The 19488-nt window shown below is 59.9% G+C and carries 18 protein-coding genes; 12 read left to right on the top strand and 6 right to left on the bottom strand.

Translation table 11 applies throughout. The features are described from left to right. The first annotated feature begins 20 nt into the window (after positions 1-20). The 3 genes from AB1E37_RS13765 to AB1E37_RS13775 are packed head-to-tail and all read left to right on the top strand — an operon-like array spanning position 21 to position 2484. Entirely contained in the window at positions 21-893 is an 873-nt protein-coding gene (locus AB1E37_RS13765; protein ID WP_032447519.1) for a phytanoyl-CoA dioxygenase family protein, read from the top strand. A gap of 23 nt (positions 894-916) precedes the next feature. Then, a complete protein-coding gene (locus AB1E37_RS13770; RefSeq protein WP_004190435.1) occupies positions 917-1747 on the top strand; it encodes an ABC transporter substrate-binding protein in 831 nt (276 codons plus the stop codon). Between the two features lie 5 nt (positions 1748-1752). Beyond that, entirely contained in the window at positions 1753-2484 is a 732-nt protein-coding gene (locus tag AB1E37_RS13775; protein WP_023279027.1) for a class II aldolase and adducin N-terminal domain-containing protein, read from the top strand. Positions 2485-2501: 17 nt separating this feature from the next. Here AB1E37_RS13775 and AB1E37_RS13780 read toward each other — a convergent pair whose 3' ends face one another. Beyond that, positions 2502-3392, bottom strand: coding sequence for an oxidoreductase (locus AB1E37_RS13780; RefSeq protein WP_009309007.1), 891 nt, complete (start codon positions 3390-3392; stop codon positions 2502-2504). Between the two features lie 124 nt (positions 3393-3516). Next, complete coding sequence (locus tag AB1E37_RS13785) at positions 3517-5016, bottom strand: aldehyde dehydrogenase family protein (protein WP_032447517.1); 1500 nt, start codon at positions 5014-5016, stop codon at positions 3517-3519. A gap of 235 nt (positions 5017-5251) precedes the next feature. Between AB1E37_RS13785 and feaR the strand changes: the two genes are divergently transcribed. Then, positions 5252-6154, top strand: a complete 903-nt coding sequence (gene feaR / locus AB1E37_RS13790; protein ID WP_032447516.1) for a transcriptional regulator FeaR — start codon at positions 5252-5254, stop codon at positions 6152-6154. On the opposite strand, the gene AB1E37_RS13795 is transcribed toward feaR, so the two are convergent. The 3 genes from AB1E37_RS13795 to AB1E37_RS13805 are packed head-to-tail and all read right to left on the bottom strand — an operon-like array spanning position 6155 to position 9307. After that, positions 6155-6478: a YdbL family protein gene (locus AB1E37_RS13795; protein ID WP_002902522.1), complete on the bottom strand. Its 324-nt coding sequence runs from the start codon at positions 6476-6478 to the stop codon at positions 6155-6157. It lies immediately after the preceding gene. Between the two features lie 7 nt (positions 6479-6485). Then, positions 6486-6671, bottom strand: coding sequence for a YnbE family lipoprotein (locus tag AB1E37_RS13800; protein ID WP_002902519.1), 186 nt, complete (start codon positions 6669-6671; stop codon positions 6486-6488). Continuing rightward, complete coding sequence (locus tag AB1E37_RS13805; protein ID WP_004176388.1) at positions 6668-9307, bottom strand: YdbH family protein; 2640 nt, start codon at positions 9305-9307, stop codon at positions 6668-6670. The genes AB1E37_RS13800 and AB1E37_RS13805 overlap by 4 nt, the downstream gene beginning before the upstream one ends. A 206-nt stretch (positions 9308-9513) precedes the next feature. On the opposite strand from AB1E37_RS13805, the gene AB1E37_RS13810 reads away from it, so the two are divergent. From AB1E37_RS13810 to hslJ, 3 genes are all read left to right on the top strand, one after another. Continuing rightward, complete coding sequence (locus tag AB1E37_RS13810; protein ID WP_002902516.1) at positions 9514-10014, top strand: DedA family protein; 501 nt, start codon at positions 9514-9516, stop codon at positions 10012-10014. Between the two features lie 147 nt (positions 10015-10161). Then, positions 10162-11151, top strand: coding sequence for a 2-hydroxyacid dehydrogenase (locus AB1E37_RS13815; protein WP_002902515.1), 990 nt, complete (start codon positions 10162-10164; stop codon positions 11149-11151). A gap of 122 nt (positions 11152-11273) precedes the next feature. Further along, positions 11274-11714, top strand: a complete 441-nt coding sequence (gene hslJ / locus AB1E37_RS13820; RefSeq protein WP_002902513.1) for a heat shock protein HslJ — start codon at positions 11274-11276, stop codon at positions 11712-11714. A gap of 45 nt (positions 11715-11759) precedes the next feature. Here hslJ and AB1E37_RS13825 read toward each other — a convergent pair whose 3' ends face one another. Continuing rightward, the gene (locus tag AB1E37_RS13825) at positions 11760-12023 is read right to left on the bottom strand and encodes a DUF333 domain-containing protein (RefSeq protein WP_004140155.1); all 264 of its coding nucleotides are present in this window, start codon (positions 12021-12023) and stop codon (positions 11760-11762) included. 362 nt (positions 12024-12385) lie between these two features. On the opposite strand from AB1E37_RS13825, the gene nifJ reads away from it, so the two are divergent. From nifJ to ttcA, 5 genes are all read left to right on the top strand, one after another. Further along, positions 12386-15913, top strand: a complete 3528-nt coding sequence (gene nifJ, locus AB1E37_RS13830) for a pyruvate:ferredoxin (flavodoxin) oxidoreductase (protein WP_032447515.1) — start codon at positions 12386-12388, stop codon at positions 15911-15913. 356 nt (positions 15914-16269) lie between these two features. Beyond that, on the top strand, positions 16270-17424 hold the full coding sequence (gene ompK37, locus AB1E37_RS13835) for a porin OmpK37 (protein ID WP_002902433.1): 1155 nt from the start codon (positions 16270-16272) through the stop codon (positions 17422-17424). Positions 17425-17567: 143 nt separating this feature from the next. Beyond that, positions 17568-17780 carry a KTSC domain-containing protein gene (locus AB1E37_RS13840; RefSeq protein ID WP_002902432.1) on the top strand — a complete coding sequence of 71 codons (213 nt, stop codon included), beginning with the start codon at positions 17568-17570 and terminating at the stop codon, positions 17778-17780. A gap of 81 nt (positions 17781-17861) precedes the next feature. Then, positions 17862-18296 (top strand): universal stress protein UspF, encoded by a 435-nt coding sequence (gene uspF / locus AB1E37_RS13845; protein WP_004140161.1) that lies wholly within the window; start codon positions 17862-17864, stop codon positions 18294-18296. 233 nt (positions 18297-18529) lie between these two features. Beyond that, entirely contained in the window at positions 18530-19465 is a 936-nt protein-coding gene (gene ttcA, locus AB1E37_RS13850; protein ID WP_002902422.1) for a tRNA 2-thiocytidine(32) synthetase TtcA, read from the top strand. The last annotated feature ends 23 nt before the right edge of the window (positions 19466-19488 follow it).

Consider the following 19488-nt stretch of genomic DNA (forward strand, 5'->3'; position numbering starts at 1 on the left):
GAACGTGAAGAGGAAAAACTATGATTGCGCAGTGGCAAATTGATCAGTTTCATCAGCAGGGTTTTCTGGTGGTCGAAGAAGTGCTTTCCAGCGCTGACATCGCCGCCCTGCAGAGCGATTTCGACGGCTGGGTCGAGGAGAGCCGCGGTCACGCGACGGTGTGGGGAGAAACCCTCGACGGGCGGCCACGTTTCGATATCGAACGCGACCATGCTCCCGACCATCCGTCGCTGCGCCGGGTCGCCTCCCCGACGGAGATCTCCGAGGCCTATCGCCATACTGCGCTGAATTCGCGGATGGCTACCATCGCCGCGCAGTTGATCGGCGGCAGCGGCACCCGCTTTCATCACAGCAAAATTAACTCCAAGCTGCCGCACACCGCCACCGAGGTGAAATGGCATCAGGATTTCCTCTTCACCCCACACAGCAATGACGACATCATCACCGCTCTGCTGATGGTCAGCGAGGTGACGCCGGAGAATGGCCCGCTCAACGTGGTGCCGGGCAGCCATCAGGGGCCGCTGTGGACCCACTGGCAGGAGGGGCGCTTCACGGGGGCGGTGGATGATGAGGTGGTGGCGACGCACTGCCAGCAGCCGCAGGCCTGTTTTGGCCCGGCGGGCTCGGTCTGCTTTATGCATACCCGCCTGCTGCACGCCTCCAGCCCCAACGAGACCGCCCTGCCGCGCACCCTGTTCATCAGCGTCTACGCCGCCGAGGATGCGCTGCCCTTCGGCGAAAACCCGCTGCCGAGCCGCCATGCCGGCCAGCTGGTGGCCGGGGAAGAGAGCGGTCTGGTGCGCAGCACCAATAACCAGCTTCGTCTGCCGCAGAAGCCGCACGGCGCTTCGTTTTTTGTTCAGCAGGCCGGCGCCGATCGCGTCAGCATGTAATTCGCCCACACTCCGGAGGTTTTATGACACGCATTTTCGCACCACGCCCGCTGACCCTGCTGCTCTGCGCAGCGGCTGCTCTGACATCCCTGAACGCGCTGGCCTTCCAGCAAAGCGGTAAGATCACCGCTGGTTCGGACATGACCTTTTTCCCTTACGAGTACATGGAGAACAATAAGCCGGCGGGGTTTGATATTGAACTGCTCAACGGCCTGGCGAAGAGCATGGGCCGTGAAGCAGTGAATATCGATACCCGCTTCCCCAACCTGATCCCCGGGCTGCAGGGCGGGCGCTTCGATATCACCAACTCGTCGATGTACATTACCGCCGAGCGCCTGAAGGTGATCGACATGGTGCCGTACCTGAAAAGCGGGGAGGCGATCCTCGCCCGCAAAGGGAGCGACTACCAGCCTAAGACGCCGGAAGACTTCTGCGGGCATAAAATCGGCTCGATGGGCGCCACCTCGTGGCTGGCGCAGTTGCAGAAGCTTTCCGCCGACTACTGCGTGAAGAAAGGGCTGAAGCCAATTGCGCTGAGCGTTTATACCACCGACCCGCAGACCACCCAGGCGCTGTTGTCGCGCGCGGTGGATGCGCAGATCACCGACGCCGCCGTGGCGCGCGGGGTGGTGGAAAAACTGGGTGATCGGGTGGTTATCTCCTCTGACACGCTGATCTATCCGGTGCTGAACGGCTTTGGCGTTAAAAAAGGCAATACTAAGGTGAAAACCGCCCTCGAAGAGGCGCTGAAAAAATACAGCGCGACGCCGGAATATGCCGCCCTGCTGAAGAAATATCACTTCCAGGCGCCGACGGCGGACGATCTGCAGACCCTGATGCCGAAAGCGGAATAATGCCCATGCGCGATTCCGATGAAGAGCAGATCCGCATCGACCTGGCGGCCACCTTTCGCATCATTGCCCATCTCGGCATGCATGAGGCGGTGGCCAACCATTTCAGCGCCGCGCTCTCCGCTGACGGGAAAACGTTTTTACTCAACCCGAAGTGGAAACACTTTTCGCGCATCCGCGCCAGCGATCTGCTGGTGCTGAACGCCGATGATGAACGTTGCGCCGCGCGCCCTGACGTCGATGCCACCGCGTGGGCCATCCACGGGCAGATCCATCAGCGACTGCCCGACGTGCGGGTGGTGCTGCATCTGCACCCGGTGTACACCACCAGCCTCGCCTGTCTGGCGACGCCGCAGATCCTGCCTATCGACCAGAACACGGCCCGCTATTTTAACCGGGTCGCCGTCGATACCCTGTACGGCGGGATGGCGGACACCGCGGCAGAAGGCGCCCGGCTGGCGGGGCTGCTGGCGGATAAACGCCGTCTGCTGATGGGCAACCATGGGGTGCTGGTGACCGCCCCGACCATCGGCGAAGCGTTCGACGATATCTGGACCCTGGAGCGCGCCTGTCAGATCCTGATCACCGCCTGGTCAACCGGCCAGCCGCTGAAGGTGCTGTCAGACGCGGTGGCGGAAAAAACCGCCCAGGACTGGGAGAAGATTGCCGATTTCTCCAGGCAGCACTTTGCCGAGATGAAGCAGTTGATGATCGACCTCGATCCCTCCCTGGTGGACTAACCCCGCGCCAGCCCGGGTCAGCCCGGGCCGTCGCTGGCCGCCGCCAGCAGCGGCACGATGATATCGCTGAGCGGCGTCGGAATGCCGTGCTGACGCCCGCGACGCTGCACCACGCCGTTACGAATATCCCACTCCAGCGGTCGGCCATTGAGGCGATCGATCAGAATAGAGGTGCTTAAGTCGGCAGGCGCCCGATGAAAGCCGGCGATAATCTCCTCCGGCACGTTGTCGCTCAGGGCGGCCCCTTCCGCCCGCGCCACCTGTAGGCATTCGCGCAGATAAGCCAGTCCGAGGGCAGTGATGTCCTCCCGGGCGAACATCCCGGCGCGGCGTCCGGTCAGCACCATCAGTCCGGCAACCGCGTTCTGCAACAGTTTGCGCCAGGCCACGGTGGTAAAATCAGCCGCCAGGTCCACCGCGCAGCGGGTTCCCGCCAGCGCCTGCTGCACCCGCTCTGCCCCCGGCAGATCCGGCAGCGTCAGGCGCGGCGTGGCGCGCAACCAGACAGAGGCATCGGCATCGCGCTGGGCCGGGAACCAGACCACCGACGGCAGCACCGTCGCGCCGCCGGTCAAGGGGGCAAACTGCTGGCGCTGCTCAACGCCGTTTTGCAGCACGCACACCACGGTGTCAGGGGAACACAGGGCCGTCAGCCAGGGGGCGATGGCCTCCGTCTGGGTGGTTTTCACCGCGACAAAGACCAGGTCGAAGGGGGCGGCTATCGCCATCGGGTCGGTGTGCACCGGGCCGGGCACCACGATCTCACCCTCGTCAGTGCGCAGCACCAGCGCCGAATGCGCGGTACGCCCGCAGACCATCGGCGCCCTCCCCCTCTCAAACAGGGCGGCGGCAATCGTGGTGCCGATGGCGCCGGGACCAATTAGCGCAACCTTAGGAAATGCTGTCATGCCGAAGACCTCCTGATGATTCACCGCCCAGATTAGGCAAAGATTGCCCTCCACAGTAGCGAGAAAGACCGGAAGTCGGCAAGGGGCGCGTCGGGAAAAGCCTTTCGCCTTCCCCGACGGAGGGCTAGTAGCGCACGCAGACGGATTTGGTTTCGCACCAGCCGTCGAGCCAGTCAGGGCCGAAATCGCGGCCGGTTCCAGACTGCTTCATGCCGCCGAAAGGCAGGTTGGCGTCAATCAGGGTATGGCTGTTGACCCATACCGTTCCCGCCTGCAGACGGTCGGTGTAGTTCAGGGCCTGGGTCAGATCGCGGGTCCAGACGCTGGCGGTCAGACCAAAATCGCTGTCGTTGGCCAGGCGCAGCGCCTCCTCGCCATCGGCCACTCGCACCAGGTTCACCACCGGGCCAAAAACCTCCTCACGGCTGAGACGCAGTCCGGCGTCGGGGTTTACCACCAGCGTCGGCGGAATATAGTACCCTCCCGCATCTGGTCCGGCGCTGCCGCTGATAATCTCTGCCTTCTGCTGGCGAGCCTCTTCGAGGTAGGCCGCCACCTTGTCGCAGTGGGCCCGGGAGACCACCGGGTTGATCTGCGCCGTCTCCTGCATCCCCGGCCCCACCTGCAGCGATTTCACCGCCTGCTCGAAGCCGCTGACCAGGGTATCAAACAGCGGCGCTTCGATGTAGATCCGCGAGCTGGCGGCGCAGACCTGCCCCTGATTGAGGAAGCTTCCGGTCATCAGCCCCTCAATAACCCACTGGGGGTCGGCGTCTTTGAGCACAATCGCCGGATTCTTGCCACCCAGCTCCAGCGTCACGCGGGTCAGGCGGTCGGCAGCCACGCGGGCAATCTGTTTCCCGGTCGCCGTCGAGCCGGTAAAGCTAACCTTCGCCACCTGCGGATGGGCGGTCAGCGCCGCGCCGCAGCCGGCGCCGCTGCCGGTGACCACGTTGAACACCCCGTCAGGAATGCCCGCCTGGGTCGCCAGCTCCGCCACCCGCAGCAGGGTCAGCGGGGTGGTTTCCGAGGGTTTGATGACGATCGAACAGCCCGCCGCCAGGGCCGGCATGACCTTCCACATGCCGATCATCAGCGGGAAATTCCACGGGACGATGCCCGCCACCACCCCGACCGGCTCTTTTTTGGTCCACGCCTGGTAACGCGCCCCTTGCGGGAACGGGATCGAAACGTCCAGCGTCCGGCCGCTGATCTTGGTGGTCAGCCCCGCGGTGTAGCGCATCCAGTTCAGGGTGCAGCCGACCTCAAAGGCGCGGGAGATGGCAATGGATTTCCCCTGCTCGAGGGTTTCCAGTTGCGCCAGCTCCTCGCCGTGCTGCTCCACCAGATCGGCAAAACGCAGCAGGATGCGTTCACGGTCAGCCGGGGTGCGCCCGGCCCAGCGGCGATCGACAAAAGCGCGCCAGGCGGACATCACCGCCCGGTCGACATCCACCGGGCTGGCGTCGGCGGTGGTGGCAATCGCCTGCCCGGTGGCCGGATCCCAGACGGTTAACCGGTTATCGCTCTGCGCGGCGCAGGGGGCGCCGTCGATATACAGGCCATGCTGACGGTCTAAAAACTGCTGGACGCTGGCAAGCAGCGCTATCTGTGAGGTGGACATACCCTTTCCTTATTCATCGCGGATAGTGCTTTCAGTCTATGTCTGGTTGGCGGTTGGCGCTTTTTTCTCTGTGACATTCGTTTGCGCCGCTGTGACAGTCGCCGCAATTCCGTCGTCTGCCCTCGCAGAAATGTGCCGCGGGTAATAGTTCTTTCATATACCCGCCATCGCGCCCTTGCCTGATGCGACACAAATGCAACAATGCGGAAACATTGTTATTACAGGAGAAGGGCGAATGATGACCACGGCAGAGGGGGGGCTGGCGTATCAGCGCTGGCTGGCGACGATCAATCAGGTCTGCGGCCATTTCGCCGCCCGGCCGTTGGAGGAGAGTTTCCACGGCGAGATTGACGCCCGCTACGCCGGCAGCCTCAAGGTCAGTACCGTCACCGCCGCCGGCGTCAATCTCTACCGCACGCGCAATGAGATAAAACGCGATAACGACGCCTGGTTCTATACCGTGTTTCAGCTCGCCGGCGAAGCCATCATCGAACAGGACGATCGCCAGGTGACGCTGGCGGCAGGCGATATCACGTTAATCGACGCCGCCCGCCCATGCTCCATCGTCTGGCAGCAGACCTCGCGTCAGGCCTCGCTGCTGCTGCCGCGCCAGCGGGTGGCGCCCACAGGGGACATCACTACCGCCTGCCGGCTGGACAAATCTCTGCCAATGGTCCAGCTCAGCCAGCGACTGCTGCTGGAAAGCATGGGCGGCACGACGCTCTCCGCCAGCGAGAGCGAAGCCGCGCTGGAGGCGATCGCCTGCCTGTTGCGCCCGGTGCTGCATCAGCGCGATCCTGCCCCTTCCCGGCGGGAAAAGCAGTTTCAGAATATTATTGCGTTAATCGATGCGTCCATTCAGTCGGAGCATCTGCGTCCGGAGTGGCTGGCCAGCGAGACGGGCATGTCGGTACGCAGCCTGTACCGGCTGTTTGCCGAACAGGGGCTGGTGGTGGCGCAGTATATTAAGAACCGGCGGTTGGATCTGTGTGCCCAGGCGTTACAGAACGTCCATGACGATGAAAAGCTGGCGGGGATCGGCTACCGCTGGGGCTTCAGCGACCACAGCCATTTCTCCACCGCCTTTAAGCAGCGCTTTGGCGTCACCCCGGGGGAATACCGCAAGCGCTGTCGCTAATTATTTGCGCAGCCACTGGCCGTTCAATCCCTGGACGTACTCCCCGGGCTGCGCGCGGGCCACCAGCTTCTGCCCGGCCATTTTCGCCACTTCATCCACCGGCAGATTGTTGTCATCCGCCAGCTGCTGGTAGCTTTCGCTGCGCGCGGCGTTAATCTGCTTTACCAGCGCCAGCGTCTCTTTATCCTGACGCAGCGGCGCGAGATAGCCGTTCAGCGTCTCCCCCACTCGTCCCTGCTGGCGCGCTTCGCTCAGGGTCAACGCCAGCGCGGGCGCGCTGAGTAAAGCCAGCGTCAGCGCCGCGGTTAACAGTCGTTTTCTCATCGTCGCCTCAGAACAAATCGCTGCGGGATTTGAGCAGGTTTTCCACATCCTTATCGACCTTGATATGGATCTCATGCTCAATTTTGACATTCATATTGATGGTGATGGGCTCTTTCGACGCCGCGATTTCGATGCGCGGCGTACAGCCGGCGAGCAGCATCGACGCCGCCATGGCCAGTAACAGCTTCTTCATTTAGGTTCCTTACATGTCTTACCGTCCGCACAGCGCCGTACGGGCAGCGTAGCATTCTGCTCGAGCCACGCCTGTAAATTGTCGCCGAAGCGCAAACTGCGCCACAGGTCGAAAATATTCTCTTCATGAGCGTAGTTTAAATGCACGGTACTGCTTTTCCCTTCCACCCGGCTGGTGCCGTTGATGCTGGCCTTAAGCGTCAACACGCCCAGATTATCGAGGTTAATCTGCGTCCACGAGCGGGAGATTTCCATATAGCGCAGCCAGTTAATCGCCGCCCCGGCGGAGACGTTATCCGCCACCAGCGCATCGGCGGTGTCTTTATCCAGCCGCAGGGTCATCGGTCCGTCATTGCGCAGCCAGCCGTCGTGGATGATCCATTGATTATTCTCCAGCCACAGCGGCAGCGCGCCGCTCACCGCGCCGGACATGGCGAACTGTTTCACCTTGACGGCGCTGGTCAGTTCGCTGCTGGAGATATGCTGCAGGCGGATCAACGCCGGGTCGCGCTGCGGCATACGCAGCTGCAGCAGTGTCAGTTTCCCGCCTAACAGATCGACGCTGACGTCGCTGAGCTGCAGCGGATTGGCCTCGCTCCACGGCCAGGTGCCCTGCAGGTCCGCCGTCAGATTACGCGCGGTGACCTGGTTGACGATTTCGCCAATGCGCAGGGAGACCGGGCGGCGGATGCCCAGCTGCCAGTGACCGTCGCTGAAGCGGAACGGCAGGACGAAATCGACGCCGTTGATCTGGTTATCCGGCATCCAGGCGCTGCCGCCCTTCAGGACGCCATGGCCGCCCGCCTCAAATCCCTGCCCGGCTGCCGCCGAGAAGGCCACCTGCGCGTAGAGACTGCCTTCGCGCAGGTTCATCTTCCAGTCCGGCGGCACCAGCGGCTGGAACACCGTTAGCGACTGTTTTGGCCACCACGCCTGGCCGCGCAGCCGTTCGCCATCCCAGCGCCCGGACAGACGCACCGGACCGATAGCCTCGGCATGCAGGGCGCCGGTGAACTGGAACCACGTCGGGTCCCGACCGTCGAGGGCGAATTTCAGCGTTGAGGCCGGGAGATAGCTGCCGCCGGAGAAGGTGGTTTTGGCGGCGTCCAGCGACAGCGCGCCGGTCAAGCGCGGATGCTCAGCATCGCGCAGCCAGCGGATCGGCTGCTCGAGGGTCAGACGCGGGGTGCTGACCCGCATTGTGCCGTACTCAAGCTTATCGAAGCCGGTGGAGAGGCTGCTCAGGGTAATAGCATTGTCGCGCCACTCCCCGCTGCCCTTCACATCCCAGCGCGCCTGCATCGGGGTAAAATGTCCCTCGCCCCAGTAGCGCCACTGCCAGCGGCCGCTGTCGGGCAGAAAATCGCTCGCCTGACCGTCCAGATGCAGCGTAAAGTCGCCCATCTGCTGCTCATGGGCGCGAAGGATCGCCTGCAGGCGGCCATCGACGCCCTGCTGAGTGACCTTAACCCCGGCCAGCGGCCAGCGGATTTCGTCAATATTCAGCGCGTCGATCACCCGCCCGCGCGAGCGCAGCAACGCACCGGGGTGAAAAGCCAGCTGCGGGCTGATCAGCGGCCCGCTGAGCTGAGCCGGCAGCGCCGCGTATAGTATCATCTCCCCCAGCTTGGCCTCGCCGGTGAGCCGCAGCGGCAGATCGCTGTTATCCATGCTCAGCTTGCCCGGACCAATATTCAGTACCGCATTGCCCTTCCCGGCATGCCCCTCGGTGAGAACATTCAGGCGACCGCTGACGATCATCTGTTCGGTGCCCTGCTGCCAGTTACCCACCGACAGCGCCACCCGCCCGCGCAGCGGATACGCCTCGTAACGGGTGCGCCAGCGGCCGTCGCTGATAGTGATCCGCTCCGGGGTGATCTCCCACGGCAGGTCCAGAATAGGCTCTACCTCACCCCGCGGGGTGACCAGCAGTTGGCCGCGATTGTGCTGCCACTCGAGCTCAGCATCGATCCATTCCGCAGTCTGCGGGAATTCGAAGGTGCCCTGCATCTGACCGTCGACCGGCAGACCATCCGGCACCAGCGGCAGATGGAAGGTCCCCACCAGCTTCACCGGCGGCTGATCGTCAGTCAGCCGGGCGCTGAACTGGCTGACGGTGAGCGCCTGGCCGCGCAGGCGCGCCTGCAGACTCAGTTCCTTCCCGGCAAAGCCGATATCCTGCTGCGCAGGCGTTAATGACATTACCAGCCGCCCCTGCCATTTCTCCCACGGCGACAGCCGCAGATTGTCAATGGTTAACCAGCTATAGGGCAACATCGATTGCCATTCGGCAAGCGTGCGCGGTGAACCGGGAGAGGGATCGCTGGCCGGCAGTTTGCTCAGGCAGGCGCTGTTGATCTCCAGCTGGCCAATATGCAGCCGCCAGCGGCTGGGACGCGAGAGACGGGCATCGGTCACCCGGGCGATTTCACAGTCGCCCACCAGATAACGCAGATCGGGGATCAGCAGGGCCGACCGCGTCAGGCGCGGGCTCTCCTGCAAAGAGATACGCGTGCCCACGGGCAGCCAGATGCCCGCCAGCGTCGGCACCCAGTGGGTTAGCGTCAACAGCAGGGTTAGCGGCAATAACACCAGAACTAACACCAGCGCGATGGCGGCTTTATATTTACCCTTCATGGGCAGTTAATATCCTGATTCAACATAAGTAAAAGCCGAAAGGCGTCCATTGTGACACGTTCGACCAGTGAGTGAAAGTTTACGGCCTGTTAAAGCATAGTTGCCAGCCGGACTCGCGGCGCGACGTTCGGCCATTATCATTTAACTGTTGTTTAAGTCGCTCCTGCCACACTCCAGCCAGACGGGAATAGCTTGCGGGAGAGGCGGTGTCGTTAATTATCTCGCTCATAGAGAGCGCACAGGACCACTATCCATGGGTATTGCTGATTGTTTTTCTGCTTACCTTCACTAAATCCTGCGCATTGGTCTCGCTGGCAATCCCCGGCACCTCCGGCCTGCTGCTGCTGGGGACATTCGCTTCCGCCAGCCTCGGACATTTCCTGTTAATGTGGTCCAGCGCCAGCCTCGGCGCCATCGGCGGATTCTGGCTATCGTGGCGGCTGGGCATTCGCTACCGTCATCGCCTCACCCATCTACGCTGGCTGACCGCCGAGCGTCTGGCCCGCAGCCGCCTCTTCTTTCAGCGCTATGGCCCGTGGGCTATCTTTTTCAGCCGCTTTCTCTCTCCCCTGAGGGCTACGCTGCCCTTCGTTAGCGGCGCCAGCAGTCTGCCGCTGTGGTCGTTTCAGCTGGCTAACGTCAGCTCCGGTCTGCTGTGGCCGCTTCTGCTGCTCGCCCCCGGCGCTTTCAGCCTCAGTTTGTGGTGAAAAAACTTTGTCTTTCAAAGAGATTCCGCAAGTCCGCGATATGCTCTAGAATTAGGATTAGCACCCTCTCATTAAACTATTTTTTAATAATTGTACGATTATTTTAAATATGCTACCGTGACGGTATAATCACTGGAGAAAAGTCTTATGAAAATCGCGGTTTATAGTACGAAGCAGTACGATAAAAAGTACCTGCAGCACGTTAATGATGCATACGGCTTTGAACTGGAATTCTTCGATTTCCTGCTGACAGCGAAGACTGCCAAAACCGCCAACGGTTGCGAAGCGGTATGTATCTTCGTCAATGACGACGGCAGCCGCCCGGTGCTGGAAGAGCTGAAGGCCCACGGGGTGAAATATATCGCCCTGCGCTGCGCCGGGTTTAACAACGTCGACCTTGAGGCGGCAAAGGAGCTTGGCCTGCGCGTCGTGCGCGTTCCAGCTTACTCTCCGGAAGCGGTCGCTGAGCATGCGATCGGTATGATGATGTCGCTCAACCGCCGCATCCACCGCGCTTACCAGCGTACCCGTGATGCCAATTTCTCCCTCGAAGGCCTCACCGGCTTCACCATGTACGGCAAAACCGCCGGGGTGATCGGCACCGGGAAAATTGGCGTAGCGATGTTGCGGATCCTTAAAGGCTTCGGCATGCGCCTGCTGGCGTTCGACCCGTACCCAAGCGCCGCCGCGCTGGAGCTGGGGGTAGAATATGTTGATCTCGCCACGCTGTACAAGGAATCGGACGTGATCTCCCTGCACTGTCCGCTGACCGACGAAAACTACCACCTGCTCAATCGCGAAGCCTTCGATCAGATGAAAGACGGGGTGATGGTGATCAACACCAGCCGCGGCGCCCTGATCGACTCCCAGGCGGCCATCGACGCCCTGAAGCACCAGAAAATTGGCGCGCTGGGGCTGGACGTTTATGAGAACGAACGCGATCTGTTCTTTGAAGACAAATCCAACGACGTGATCCAGGACGATGTCTTCCGCCGCCTCTCCGCCTGCCATAACGTGCTGTTTACCGGCCACCAGGCGTTCCTCACCGCCGAGGCGCTGATCAGCATTTCGGAGACCACTCTGGGTAACCTGCAGCAGGTCGCCAACGGCGAAACCTGTCCGAACGCCATCGTCTGACGCCTTTCCCTTTTGTGCTCCTCTCCCGGGGGGAGCACATTCAGATAATCCCCACAGATCCCTGCTGCGATACCGTTACACTGGCTTGGTTTTATTAGTTATATGAATGTTTTGGAGTGAAAATGAACAAATTTGCGGCGCTTCTGGCGGCAGGTATGCTGCTGTCCGGCTGTGTCTATAACAGTAAGGTGTCCACCGGTGCGGAACAGCTGCAGCATCATCGTTTCGTGCTGACCAGCGTCAACGGCCAGGCGGTCAACGCCAGCGACCGGCCGCTGGAGCTGAGCTTCGGTGAGAAGATGGCTATTACCGGCAAGATGTATGTATCCGGCAATATGTGCAACGGCTTTAGCGGGGAAGGTAAAGTGTCGGACGGCGAGCTGAAGGTCAAATCGCTGGCGATGACCCGGATGCTGTGCCACGACGCCCAGCTCAATACCCTGGATGCGACGATCGACAAGATGCTGCGCGAGGGTGCGCAGGTCGATCTGACGGAAAACCAGTTGACGCTGGCGACCGCCGACCAGACGCTGGTCTATAAGCTCGCCGACCTGATGCACTAGCCGGCGTTGAGGTGCCGCTGACGCTGCCCCGCGACGGGGCCGCTGTTAGTAGCCGCAGCTGCCGCCCGCCAGCGCCTGCTCGCTGCAGCGTTTGCCGTTCGGCAGCGCGCACATGCCAATCGCCGAACCATCGAGCTGACGAGCCACCGATAACGAGCCGCCTATCATGGCGCAGTTGGCCTGACCGGCGTCGCTCATCGCCGCCCGCATTCCCGGCGTGACGTGCGCCGCCGTGGCCTGCTGAACGGGTTCACTACTGCACGCGGACAGCAACAGCGCCGCACATCCTACTAACATCGCAGCTCGCATTCTCTCTCCCCTCGGAAACGTCTTAAAAAAGCAAACCCCAGAATAATAGGCAGCGTGGCGGGCGGCGTCGAGAGGGGAAGTACGTATTTATGCGCCTCATTAACATTTTCTAGCAAATTTTCGCCGAAAGCTTGATCTGCCTCGGCCATGTCGCCCGACACAGGTGGTTCCTCTCCCGGCAGGCAGCCATTTTCTCCGCGAACCACGCAAAATATTGATCTGGTCACGGGTACCCGGCGCATTGAGGACACAAATGCAAAAATGGCGGGGTCAGCGGTTTGCTAAACTACCCCTTATATAATTACAGGGCGCGTCGCGGTTTCACGCGTCCATTCTTTTGCGCAATGTAAGGGTGTCTTCATATGATTACGATTGATGGTAATGGCGCGGTCGCTTCCGTCGCGTTTCGCACCAGTGAAGTTATCGCCATCTACCCGATCACGCCCAGTTCAACGATGGCGGAACAGGCTGACGCCTGGGCCGGCAATGGGCTGAAAAACGTCTGGGGCGATGTTCCCCGCGTGGTCGAAATGCAGTCGGAGGCGGGCGCCATTGGCGCCGTACATGGCGCGCTGCAGACCGGCGCCCTCTCCACCTCCTTTACCTCATCGCAGGGCCTGCTGCTGATGATCCCTACGCTGTACAAACTGGCCGGCCAGCTGATGCCGTTTGTGCTGCACGTCGCCGCCCGCACTGTCGCTACCCATGCGTTGTCGATCTTCGGCGACCATTCCGATGTCATGGCCGTCCGCCAGACCGGGTGCGCCATGCTGTGCGCCAGCAGCGTTCAGGAAGCGCAGGATTTCGCGCTAATCTCGCATATCGCCACCCTGCAAAGCCGGGTGCCGTTTATTCATTTCTTTGATGGTTTCCGTACTTCGCACGAAATCAACAAAATCGCCCCGCTGGCGGATGACACTATTCGCGCCCTGCTGCCGCAGGATAAGATCGCTGAGCATCGCCAGCGCGCGCTCAACCCGGAACACCCGGTGATCCGCGGAACCTCGGCCAACCCCGACACTTATTTCCAGTCCCGGGAGGCCACCAATCCGTGGTACGACGCGGTGTATGACCATGTCGAGAAAGCGATGGACGATTTCGCTGCCGCCACCGGCCGTCAGTACAAACCGTTTGAGTTTTACGGCCACCCGCAGGCAGAGCGCGTGATCGTCATTATGGGCTCGGCCATCGGCACCTGCGAAGAGGTGGTCGATGAGTTGCTGAGTCGCGGCGAGAAAGTCGGCGTGCTAAAAGTCCGCCTCTATCGCCCGTTCTCCGCCGCCCACCTGCTGGCGGCGCTGCCGGAAAGCGCCCGCGCGGTTGCCGTACTGGATCGCACCAAAGAACCCGGCGCGCTTGCCGAACCGCTTTACCTCGACGTGATGACCGCCCTGGCGGAAGCCTTTAACCGCGGCGAGCGCGAGACGCTACCGCGCACTATCGGCGGCCGCTACGGTCTCTCCTCCAAGGAGTTTGGTCCGGAATGCGTGCTGGCGATATTCAGTGAACTGCAGGCCGCCCAGCCGAAGCCGCGCTTTACCGTCGGGATCTATGATGACGTGACCAACCTGTCGCTGCCGCTGGGCGAAAATACCCTGCCGGCAGAGGCCAAGCTCGAGGCCCTGTTCTACGGCCTCGGCAGCGACGGCAGCGTGTCAGCCACCAAAAACAACATCAAAATCATCGGCAACTCTACCCCATGGTTCTCCCAGGGCTATTTTGTCTATGACTCGAAGAAAGCGGGCGGCCTCACCGTCTCGCATCTGCGGGTCAGCGAAAAACCGATTCGTTCATCGTATCTGATTTCGCAGGCTGATTTCGTCGGCTGCCACCAGCTGCAGTTTATCGATAAATACCAGATGGCCGAGCGGCTGAAGCCCGGCGGCATTTTCCTGCTCAACACGCCGTACAGCGCCGATGAGGTCTGGTCCCGCCTGCCCCAGGAAGTCCAGGCCACCATGAATCAGAAAAAAGCGCGTTTTTACGTGGTCAACGCGGCAAAGATCGCCCGCGAATGCAGCCTCGGGGCGCGCATTAATACCGTGATGCAGATGGCCTTTTTCCATTTAACCCAGATCCTGCCGGGTGATAGCGCGCTGGCGGAACTGCAGGCAGCCATCGCCAAAAGCTACAGCAGTAAAGGTCAGGAGCTGGTGGAGCGCAACTGGCAGGCGCTGGCCCTGGCCCGTGAATCACTGGCGGAAGTACCGCTCCAGCCGGTGAACGCCAGCAGTCCGAACCGCCCGCCGGTGGTCTCCGACGCCGCGCCGGATTTCGTCAAAACGGTCACCGCCGCGATGCTGGCCGGCCTCGGCGATGCGCTGCCGGTCTCTGCCCTGCCGCCGGACGGCACCTGGCCCATGGGCACCACCCGCTGGGAGAAACGCAACATCGCCGAAGAGATCCCCATCTGGAAGGAAGCGCTGTGTACTCAGTGCAACCACTGCGTCGCCGCCTGCCCGCACTCGGCGATCCGCGCCAAAGTGGTCGCCCCGGAAGAGATGGAGAACGCCCCTGCCAGCCTGCATTCGCTGGATGTGAAATCCCGCGATATGCGCGGGCAGAAATACGTTCTGCAGGTCGCCCCGGAAGACTGCACCGGCTGCAACCTGTGCGTCGAAGTGTGTCCGGCGAAAGACCGCCAGAACCCGGAGATCAAGGCCATCAATATGATGTACCGCCTGGAGCATGTGGAAGAGGAGAAGGTCAATTACGAGTACTTCCTCAACCTGCCGGAAATCGACCGCAGCAAACTGGAGCGCATTGATATTCGCACCTCACAGCTGATCAGCCCGCTGTTTGAATACTCCGGCGCCTGCTCGGGCTGTGGCGAAACGCCGTATATCAAACTGCTGACCCAGCTCTACGGCGACCGAATGCTGATTGCCAATGCCACCGGCTGCTCCTCCATTTACGGCGGCAACCTGCCCTCGACACCGTACACTACCGACGCCAACGGCCGCGGCCCGGCGTGGGCCAACTCGCTGTTTGAGGATAACGCCGAATTCGGGCTCGGCTTCCGCTTGACCGTCGACCAGCATCGCCAGCGCGTGATGCGCCTGCTGAGCGAATTCGCCGACAAGCTGCCGGCAGAGCTGAACGCGGCGCTGCACGCCGAGGCGACGCCGGAAGTTCGCCGCGAACAGGTGGCGGCCCTGCGTCAGGCGCTGGCCGGCGTGGCGGGAGCTGAAGAGCTGCTGACCGATGCCGACGCACTGGTGGAGAAATCCGTCTGGCTGATCGGCGGCGACGGCTGGGCTTACGATATCGGCTTCGGCGGCCTGGACCATGTACTGAGCCTGACGGAAAACGTCAATATTCTGGTGCTGGACACCCAGTGTTACTCCAACACCGGCGGGCAGGCGTCAAAAGCCACCCCGCTGGGAGCAGTGACTAAGTTTGGCGAGCATGGCAAACGCAAGGCGCGTAAAGATCTGGGCGTCAGCATGATGATGTACGGTCATGTTTATGTGGCGCAAATTTCGCTGGGCGCGCAGCTGAACCAGACGGTGAAAGCGATTCAGGAAGCGGAAGCCTATCCGGGGCCATCGCTGATCATCGCCTATAGCCCTTGCGAAGAGCATGGCTACGATCTGGCGCTCAGCCACGACCAGATGCGTCAGCTGACCGCCACCGGCTTCTGGCCGCTCTACCGCTTCGACCCGCGTCGGGCAGACGAAGGCAAGATCCCGCTGGCGCTAGATTCCCGTCCGCCATCAGACGCGCTGGCCGAGACGCTGCTTAATGAGCAACGTTTCCGCCGCCTGAACGCCCAGCAGCCTGAAGTGGCGGAGCAGCTATGGAAAGACGCCGCCGCCGATCTGCAGAAGCGCTATGACTTCCTCGCCCAGCTGGCTGGCAAAGCGGAGAAATCGCCAAGCGAAGGTTAACCGCCCCGTCACCTCTGTCCATAAAAAAAGCCCGAACACAACGTTCGGGCTTGTCGTTTTACCGATAAACAACATCATTCCGCAGAATGAGACGGCAACAATAAATTATTGGCATGACAATAAAGGCATATAACGCGCAAATAATACGTGATTAGCCCGGGCATGTATAATTTTTATTTTGTATATTATCTATAAATGCATTCAGCATAATTATCACCATTTCATTGGTATTATTTATTTTAGATTTTACTTATATCGTAACAATTGAGTCTTACCGGATCTCAGACCGCTCCTTTAGCATGAGTTCACTTCCCACCCGGAAGTTAAAACATAAAAACAGTTAAAGGAATTTCTTCATGAAAAGAAAAGTACTGGCCCTCGTTATTCCGGCTTTATTAGCCGCCGGTGCCGCGCATGCGGCGGAAATTTATAATAAAGACGGGAATAAATTAGATCTCTATGGCAAGGTAGATGGTCTGCATTATTTCTCCAGCGACTCGAAAAAAGACGGCGATCAAACTTATTTACGTTTTGGCTTTAAAGGCGAAACCCAGATCAACGATATGCTTACCGGCTATGGCCAGTGGGAATATAACGTTCAGGCCAACAACACCGAGACCTCCAGCGATCAGGCGTGGACCCGTCTGGCATTCGCCGGTATCAAAGTGGGCGATTACGGCTCTTTCGACTACGGTCGTAACTACGGCGTGCTGTACGACGTTGAAGGCTGGACCGATATGCTGCCGGAGTTCGGCGGCGACTCCTACACCTATGCGGATAACTTTATGGCAGGCCGCGCCAACGGCGTCGCAACCTACCGCAATAGCGATTTCTTCGGTCTGGTGGAGGGTCTGAACTTCGCCCTGCAGTATCAGGGTAAAAACGAAGGCCAGAACGCGCAGGATATCAACGTCGGCACCAATAACCGCAGCAGCGACAGCGATGTTCGCTTCGACAATGGCGATGGTTTCGGCCTCTCCACTTCCTACGACTTCGGCATGGGCATCAGCGCGGCGGCAGCTTACACCTCGTCTGACCGTACAGGCGACCAGCAACACTATACTCACACCGAACGATACGCCAAAGGCGACAAAGCGGACGCCTGGACCGCCGGCCTGAAGTACGACGCCAACGATATTTACCTGGCGACCATGTACTCTGAAACCCGCAATATGACGCCATACGGCTCTACCAGCAGTACCAACGGTGGCGGTATCGCCAATAAAACGCAAAACTTCGAAGTCACCGCGCAGTATCAGTTCGACTTCGGCCTGCGTCCGGCCATCTCCTACCTGCAGTCCAAAGGCAAAGATCTGTACAATAACGGCCGCTATGCCGATAAAGATCTGGTCAAATATATGGACGTTGGCGCGACCTATTACTTCAACCGTAATATGTCCACCTATGTTGATTACAAAATCAACCTGCTGGATGGTAACGACAAATTCTACGAAGACAACGGTATCTCTACCGATAACATCGTCGCCCTGGGCCTGGTTTACCAGTTCTGATGCGCCTGCCCGCCGGTTCCGGCGGGCTTTCCCCCTCCCGCCTCGCTGCAGATAAAACAAAACGCTATATCTCGCGGACTAAAATAGCCGTCCGTTTAATGATATAGTCATGGCCAGTCAGTGCTTGCCCGAGGACGTCCATCATGCACCACCATCCGGTAAAATCTTCCCGAATTATCTCCGTCGCCTACGATGACGCCTCCGCCACACTGGAAATCTATTTCTATCACCAGCCGCCATTACAATATACCGGGGTCCCACCGCGTATTTTTCATGATTTTTTACAGGTGGTGTCAAAAGGCCGGTATTATGACGGGGTGATCAAAGGAAAATTTCCCGAACGCAAGCTACGTTAATGTCAAAGTGTGACTGCGGTCATGATACAAAACGTGCCCTAATACCGTACAATATGAAGGGATACTTAAACAGGAGGTTTTATGAGCAGAATGATTCTTGTCCCTATCGATATCTCTGATAAAGAATTTACTGAACGCATTATCAGTCACGTTGAATCGGAAGCGCGGATTGACGACGCCGAGGTGCATTTCCTCACCGTGATCCCTTCTCTGCCCTATTATGCCTCACTGGGAATGGCCTATACCGCTGAGCTTCCCGGCATGGACGAGCTGCGTGAGGGTTCTGAAACGCAATTGAAAGAGATCGCGAAGCAGTTCTCCATCCCGGAAGACCGGATGCATTTTCACGTCGCGGAAGGATCGCCAAAAGATAAAATCCTTGCGCTGGCCAAGTCGCTGCCAGCCGACCTGGTGATCATCGCTTCGCACCGACCGGATATCACAACTTATCTGCTGGGCTCCAACGCCGCCGCGGTGGTTCGTCACGCCGAGTGCTCGGTACTGGTGGTCCGCTAACGCCGCAGCCCGCCGCCCGGCGGGCTTTTTATTTCCGCATCAGCCGCCCCCGCCTGGCTGCTCGCTGCCGAAAGTGCCGGAAAGATGCTGACATTCCGCCCCTGAATCCGTACCATACACGCCACGGTTGCCTGTCAAACCTCAATAATTGCTACGCGCCAGCGCCACGTTGTTCAGCGGCTGGCAGAATGCGTGCTCTTCTGATGCCACACTATGAATTGAGCCACTATTACATGCTGCAAAACCAAGAAATCAGTAAAAAAGAAAAGTACAACATCGATAAGCTGCAGAAACGTCTGCGCCGCAACGTCGGTGAGGCGATTGCCGACTTCAATATGATTGAAGAGGGCGACCGCATTATGGTTTGTCTTTCAGGCGGCAAGGACAGCTATACCATGCTGGAGATCCTGCGCAATCTGCAGAAAAGCGCGCCCATCTCCTTCTCGCTGGTGGCGGTGAACCTCGATCAGAAGCAGCCAGGGTTCCCGGAGCATATTCTGCCGGCGTATCTGGAGCAGCTGGGGGTTGAATACAAGATTGTCGAAGAGAACACCTACGGCATCGTCAAAGAGAAGATCCCGGAAGGAAAAACCACCTGCTCGCTGTGCTCTCGCCTGCGTCGCGGCATCCTCTATCGTACCGCCACCGAGCTCGGGGCGACCAAGATCGCCCTCGGCCATCATCGCGACGATATCCTGCAGACGCTGTTTTTGAATATGTTCTACGGCGGCAAAATGAAAGGGATGCCGCCGAAGCTGATGAGCGACGACGGCAAACACATCGTCATCCGCCCGCTGGCCTACTGCCGCGAAAAGGACATCGAGCGCTTCTCCCAGGCCAAAGGCTTCCCGATTATTCCGTGCAACCTGTGCGGTTCGCAGCCAAACCTGCAGCGCCAGGTGATCGCCGATATGCTCCGCGACTGGGATAAGCGTTATCCTGGGCGCATTGAAACCATGTTCAGCGCGATGCAGAACGTGGTGCCTTCGCACCTGAGCGACGTCAATCTGTTTGATTTTAAAGGTATCACCCACGGCTCAGAGGTGGTGGATGGTGGCGATCTGGCGTTTGACCGGGAAGACATTCCCCTGCAGCCCGCCGGCTGGCAGCCGGAAGAAGAAGACGCCCGTCTCGATGAGCTGCGTCTGAACGTAGTGGAAGTGAAATAACCCTCACGCGTCTCAGGCAGCCG

Origin of the sequence: Klebsiella sp. Shm-1, from assembly GCF_040804525.1 — a bacterium.
Classification (GTDB): Bacteria; Pseudomonadota; Gammaproteobacteria; order Enterobacterales; family Enterobacteriaceae; genus Klebsiella; species Klebsiella pneumoniae.

Bases quoted from the DNA above. Each gene is read 5' to 3' on its own strand.
- AB1E37_RS13765 (WP_032447519.1), top strand. From the start codon at position 21: ATGATTGCGCAGTGGCAAATTGATCAGTTTCATCAGCAGGGTTTTCTG.
- AB1E37_RS13770 (WP_004190435.1), top strand. From the start codon at position 917: ATGACACGCATTTTCGCACCACGCCCGCTGACCCTGCTGCTCTGCGCA.
- AB1E37_RS13775 (WP_023279027.1), top strand. From the start codon at position 1,753: ATGCGCGATTCCGATGAAGAGCAGATCCGCATCGACCTGGCGGCCACC.
- AB1E37_RS13780 (WP_009309007.1), bottom strand. From the start codon at position 3,392: ATGACAGCATTTCCTAAGGTTGCGCTAATTGGTCCCGGCGCCATCGGC.
- AB1E37_RS13785 (WP_032447517.1), bottom strand. From the start codon at position 5,016: ATGTCCACCTCACAGATAGCGCTGCTTGCCAGCGTCCAGCAGTTTTTA.
- feaR (WP_032447516.1), top strand. From the start codon at position 5,252: ATGATGACCACGGCAGAGGGGGGGCTGGCGTATCAGCGCTGGCTGGCG.
- AB1E37_RS13795 (WP_002902522.1), bottom strand. From the start codon at position 6,478: ATGAGAAAACGACTGTTAACCGCGGCGCTGACGCTGGCTTTACTCAGC.
- AB1E37_RS13800 (WP_002902519.1), bottom strand. From the start codon at position 6,671: ATGAAGAAGCTGTTACTGGCCATGGCGGCGTCGATGCTGCTCGCCGGC.
- AB1E37_RS13805 (WP_004176388.1), bottom strand. From the start codon at position 9,307: ATGAAGGGTAAATATAAAGCCGCCATCGCGCTGGTGTTAGTTCTGGTG.
- AB1E37_RS13815 (WP_002902515.1), top strand. From the start codon at position 10,162: ATGAAAATCGCGGTTTATAGTACGAAGCAGTACGATAAAAAGTACCTG.
- hslJ (WP_002902513.1), top strand. From the start codon at position 11,274: ATGAACAAATTTGCGGCGCTTCTGGCGGCAGGTATGCTGCTGTCCGGC.
- AB1E37_RS13825 (WP_004140155.1), bottom strand. From the start codon at position 12,023: ATGCGAGCTGCGATGTTAGTAGGATGTGCGGCGCTGTTGCTGTCCGCG.
- nifJ (WP_032447515.1), top strand. From the start codon at position 12,386: ATGATTACGATTGATGGTAATGGCGCGGTCGCTTCCGTCGCGTTTCGC.
- ompK37 (WP_002902433.1), top strand. From the start codon at position 16,270: ATGAAAAGAAAAGTACTGGCCCTCGTTATTCCGGCTTTATTAGCCGCC.
- AB1E37_RS13840 (WP_002902432.1), top strand. From the start codon at position 17,568: ATGCACCACCATCCGGTAAAATCTTCCCGAATTATCTCCGTCGCCTAC.
- uspF (WP_004140161.1), top strand. From the start codon at position 17,862: ATGAGCAGAATGATTCTTGTCCCTATCGATATCTCTGATAAAGAATTT.
- ttcA (WP_002902422.1), top strand. From the start codon at position 18,530: ATGCTGCAAAACCAAGAAATCAGTAAAAAAGAAAAGTACAACATCGAT.